The sequence below is a fragment of the Vicinamibacteria bacterium genome (assembly GCA_035620555.1).
GTDB lineage: Bacteria > Acidobacteriota > Vicinamibacteria > Marinacidobacterales > SMYC01 > DASPGQ01.
Window position 1 is genome coordinate 1 of sequence record DASPGQ010000504.1, and the last position, 4,864, is coordinate 4,864.

At 61.2% G+C, this 4,864-nt stretch carries 6 protein-coding genes; 4 read left to right on the forward strand and 2 right to left on the reverse strand.

The window, feature by feature from the left end; all coding sequences use genetic code 11:
- Both VEK15_20530 and VEK15_20535 read right to left on the reverse strand, forming a co-directional pair.
- Positions 1–2,188, reverse strand: a 2,188-nt coding sequence (locus VEK15_20530) for a hypothetical protein (protein ID HXV63099.1), incomplete at its 3' end; no start/stop codon positions are given.
- 222 nt (positions 2,189–2,410) lie between these two features.
- Complete coding sequence (locus VEK15_20535) at positions 2,411–3,067, reverse strand: inorganic diphosphatase (GenBank protein ID HXV63100.1); 657 nt, start codon at positions 3,065–3,067, stop codon at positions 2,411–2,413.
- A 236-nt stretch (positions 3,068–3,303) separates the two neighbouring features.
- Here VEK15_20535 and VEK15_20540 point away from each other — a divergent pair, with 236 nt between their 5' ends.
- The 4 genes from VEK15_20540 to VEK15_20555 form a co-directional block, all read left to right on the forward strand.
- Positions 3,304–3,738 (forward strand): PspC domain-containing protein, encoded by a 435-nt coding sequence (locus VEK15_20540; protein ID HXV63101.1) that lies wholly within the window; start codon positions 3,304–3,306, stop codon positions 3,736–3,738.
- Positions 3,696–4,289 carry a sigma-70 family RNA polymerase sigma factor gene (locus tag VEK15_20545; GenBank protein ID HXV63102.1) on the forward strand — a complete coding sequence of 198 codons (594 nt, stop codon included), beginning with the start codon at positions 3,696–3,698 and terminating at the stop codon, positions 4,287–4,289. Before VEK15_20540 ends, VEK15_20545 begins: the two co-directional genes overlap by 43 nt.
- Complete coding sequence (locus tag VEK15_20550) at positions 4,286–4,645, forward strand: hypothetical protein (GenBank protein ID HXV63103.1); 360 nt, start codon at positions 4,286–4,288, stop codon at positions 4,643–4,645. Before VEK15_20545 ends, VEK15_20550 begins: the two co-directional genes overlap by 4 nt.
- Positions 4,642–4,864, forward strand: a 223-nt coding sequence (locus tag VEK15_20555; protein ID HXV63104.1) for a PspC domain-containing protein, incomplete at its 3' end; no start/stop codon positions are given. The genes VEK15_20550 and VEK15_20555, both read left to right, overlap by 4 nt.

The following is a 4,864-nucleotide window of genomic DNA, read 5'->3' on the forward strand; positions in this document are numbered from 1 at the left end:
CCAGGTCGGAGCTGGAAAGGTCTACCGCCAGCGGCCCTTCCTCTGCATCATCGGAGCTTCTCTGGATTCGGAGGTCGACGACGCTTTCACCCCCGGTTCCCGCCACCGTGATCGTGATCGTGTCGGCGTCGAGCAGCTCGCCGTCATCCGCGCCCAGCTGCAGAATGTAGACGCCCGGCAAAGGGAAGCTGACCGTCGTGTCCTGGGCATTGGGGTTGGCGAAAGTCGCGTTGGCCGGACCACTCGACTGGCTCCAAGTCGTCGTGAGTGATGAAGTCGAAGGAATGCCGTCGTCAGTGACGGTCCCATCGAGCACCGCGACTTCGGGGAACGTGATGGATTGGTCCGGACCGGCGAAAACGGAAGGAGGTTGATTTCCGGGCGAGACGCTTCCGGGGATGGAGATCTCGTAGACTTTTCCATCGTTCTCGTTCGGATCGGCGTCGTTGTCGACACCACGCGCCGCGACCCAGAGGCTCATCGACAGCGGGTCGACGCTCCCGGGGCCGTAGGCTAGCCCGGCCGGCTTCAACGCATTGGCAGAGGAAATGTCGATGGTTCGAAGCAGGAATCCGTCGGTCGTAACATGCGCTATCTGGGAAGCCGGCTTGCCAACGATATAGAGGTGGCCTCCGTCGGTGTCGAAGGCGATTCCTTCGGGGTCCGACACGCCGAGGCTGGCGGTATCGAAACTCGCGACCTCATCGTCTCCTGCCGGCGGCACGCCATCGAACAGTCCGTTGGCACCGGGGTCCACCCGGTAGACTTCACTGTTCACTCCATCGACGATAAAGAGCACATCGGACCAAGTGTCGTAAGTAACCCCCTCGGGATCGCCGCTGCCAAAAACGGCGGTCGCGAACGATGTGACGATATCGTCGGATGTCGCATAGGTCCCATCGGACCCCGGGTCGATCTCGTAGACGTGAGGTGTCGTGTCGTCGGAAATGAAGAGATGGAGATTATTGGGGTTGAACGCCACGCCCGTCGGCTCGTCCGCATAGGCCAGCGTATTGAAACCATCGACTACGTTCCCCGAAAACGTCATGTCGAAAACATTCACCCCTTGATAGAGGCTCGTTTCGTTGACCTCGGAATCGCTCAGCAACAGCCTTCCCGTAGAGGTGAGATAGGCGATACCGGCCGGATCGGGACTCGGAGGCGAGAACAGCGAGGTATCGATGACCTGAACCAGAGTGCCGGTTGCCGTAGGTGCCAGGACCGTCGGCGCGATCGTCGACAGCTCGTAAAGGCTCGTCGCGGCTGACGCGCGTGAGAATCGAGCCCTCGAGCCTGCGGCGGTCGGATCCTCGCTTGGCGAAGACGCGCCCAACTCGCTTCCATCGTTCAGGTAGAGGTTCCAGACGTTGGAATCGTCGGTCGAATCCGTGCTCGGAGCGAACGCCATGCCCGTCACTCCGGCCAGACTCAGGTGGGACACGTCGCGACTGGCTACGACGATGCCCTCCGGAGTGAGCTCGAACACTCGGCCTTGCGGAGGACTCAACACGTAGAAATGCCCGGTCGAAGGATCGAAAGCGATGCCCCGCGGATCCGTCAGCCGACTCCGAGACAAGTCGACCGACTCGACCGGAACGACTCGATCGGTGGAGCCATCCGGCTTCAGAACAAGGAGCCGCGGGCCGGAGCCGTCGAGGATGTAGACGTCCCCCGTCGCCGGATCCGATGTCAGCCCTCGAGCATCCCCGAGCTCGAGGGGCTCGCTCAAATACCCGGCTTCCGCGCCGGTCTCGGTGAAAGCATTCCGATTCACCCGGAGGAAGAACAATCGATCATCGATTACTGCGATCAAGCGGTGACCATGGTTGTCGAAGGTTGCGTTGAGCGCATCCGGGATCGAGAACGGCATGCTTATGCGTCTGCGCAAGGTGCCCGGAGGCTGCATCAAGCCGAGCTCCGAGTAATCCCCAGCGCCATCCTCGTTCGCAAGCAAGACGATGAACGAATCGGCCCGCGTGGAAAAGCCGAGGCCCGCGGCATGCGTTTCGGTCCATTCGGCCGCCGGAAGGGTGCGAACCAGATGCAGATCGCGTTCGGGATTCTGGGCCGCTCCCAAGGTGACCATCAAAGATGAAACGGCAAGACCGATCGTGACACCACGCCCCACCCGGAGCTTCGGCCTGGAAAATGGCCGGCCGCTCAGGGCGCGAGAGATCAAGGACCGCATATTCCCCGTCCTCCTGACACAACCATTCCGTTCGGTAACGCTCTCGAGGATGGGGATCTTGCGACCGAGAGCCCATCAAGCTGGGGTGGTTTCAACGGGCGGGAAAAAGAGAGGAGGGGGTTCGGCTAGTTCCCAACCCAACCGTTCAAACACACATTTATATAATGTGCTCCTGCGCGTAGTCAACGACTATCGTTTGTCGAGATTTCGGCCGACCAAGCGTTAATGATGCGTCGTCGCAGCACCTTCACCGCGCTGGTACGCGGCCTCCGCCTGCCGAAGAAGCTCCATCGCCTCGCCCGAGCCTCCCCAACCTCGAAACTCGGTGACGCCGGGCCCATCGTAGCCGAGAAACCAAAGCTTCAGTATCTCCGGAACCGTTGGGTAGTCGCGTTCGAGATCGGCGATATCGCGTAAAGCGGTGAAGGGGCTCGGTAGCTCACTTTCCAAAGGAACGCAGATGAGCTTGTCGTCGATTTCCCCTTCATCCGAAAGCCTAAGAACCCCGATCACCCGCACTCGAGAGACTTCCGCCCGTCCCAACGCCGGCCCGATCACCAGGACGTCCAGTGGATAGCCGTCCCCCCCCTCACTCTTCGGGAGGAGCGTAGAGGGGATCAGGCCATAATTACCCGGATATCCGAGAAACGGAACCACACGGGGAACCCCGTCCCGGTATTCCCACTTGAGCTCGCCGCTATCGGGCTCGACTTCGAACTTGGCCGTGGTTCCCGCGGGGATCTCGACCACGGCATTGACGGTTCCATCGGCGTTCCGGGCGGGAATTGCGTCGACGAGGTGGGAGGGCGCGATGACCGTCTCCTCATCGGGCGAAGACGCCCAGGGCGCCACGATGGCCCCCCCTGCCAGAACACGCATCCTCCCATCGGCGTTTCCTCCAGCTTCCATCCGTCGCCGTTCGCTGGACTCGCACGCGACAAGAGAAGCCACGACCAAGGAAGACACCCACAACTTGGCGCAATCGTTCCGAACCAAGCGCGCCTGCATAAACCTCTCCCTGAGCAGTGTTTCAGATCATTGTACCGTCTGGCGAGGTACGACGCCGAAGATTTACATGAAATTGAACCTTTCACGCTGGCCGAAGGTAGTAAACAATGATGAGCGATATCTGTCCATTTTGCGCCGAGCCGGTTCCGGTGGCGGCTGTGATCTGCCCGCACTGCAGGAGCCATCTGCACGCCTCCATCGAGAACGAAGCCTATCGGAATCGGCCGGGGCGACAAATAGGCGGTGTCGCCATCGGACTGTCGTATTCGCTCGGCATCTCGGTCACTTTGTTGAGGCTCCTGTTCATCGTATTCACCTTCGTGAGCTTCATCGGTCCGATCGTCTACGTGACGATGTGGCTCCTGCTTCCTAACGAACCGGGCGGACCGGCCCCCCTCGCCGGATTGCTCCGCTCGCTCGATGGCGAGAAAGGGGGCGACCCCTCGCTTCTCGAGCGCGGTATCCAGTGGCTCCGTCGACATCTCGATAGACTCCAGCAATGGTACCGGTCGAAGAAAGGGTCGACGGAGGAGATCTCCTGAGTGCAACCTCGCGCTCACCCTCGGACGAAGAGCTCGCCCGAAAGATGTTCGCGGGAGACGAGAAGGCAGCTCAACACCTCGTCGAGCGCTATCAGCGCCCTTTGTTCGGATTCTTGTACCGCTTCTCTCATAACGCCGCCGATGCCGAAGAGCTCTTCCAAGAAACGTTTCTGCGTGCCATTCGAGCGAGCGTTCGTTACGACACGCATCGACGGTTCAAGCCATGGATCTACACCATCGCGCTCAACCTGGCTCGTGACCGTGCCAACCGGCTCGCTCATAGCGCCAATCCGGAGCTTTGCCGAGACGACGAATTGCCCGAAACCGACCGGAGAGGTCACGAAGCGGATTGGATTTCGCGCGCCGATCTGCTCCGGGCGCTCTCGACCCTCCCTGAGACGCATCGTGAGGTAATCGTGCTGAAGTACTTCGAGGGCTTGGAAGAGGCCGAGATCGCAGAAGCCTGCGAGATTCCGCGAGGTACGGTGAAGAGCAGGCTTCATCACGGATTGCGAAAGCTTCGCGCCGCGTTGAGCCGAGAGCCGACATGACGCCGGAACGGTTACTCGAGACGGTGGCGGGAGCAGGATTCGAGGTCCCCGAGGGGCTGGTCCGGCGGACTCTGGCGCGGCTCGGAGCCGATCTCGAGCACCGGAGATCCGTCCGACGCACCGTCGTGCGACGGGTCTCCCTCGTTGGAGTCCTGAGCCTGCCCTTCGTTGCCTTCGTCAGCGTCGCCGAGGTGGTGCTGCTCCATAGCACCCTCGACCACTATTTGCCTTCCGCGGCCGCGAGTTTTCTGACGTCCGCGTTCGCGATTTCCCTGCTCCTCGCTATCGCACTCGCGTACGGCTCGCTTCCTCTCCTTGCGAGCTGGGGTTGTCGTCTTCGTGAGGGCACACCATGAGTACCAAGACCTGTCCTTTTTGCGCCGAGGAGATCAAGGAAGCCGCGGTGAAGTGCCGCTACTGCGGAAGTATGCTCTCCCCTCGCACCAGCGCCTCCGAGTGGTATCGGGATCTCGAAGGTCGGATGGCGGGCGGCGTCTGCGCCGGTCTGGGACGGCATTTCGGAATTCCAGTCACCGCGCTTCGTGTCGCCTTCGTGATCGCCGCGTTCGTCGGAG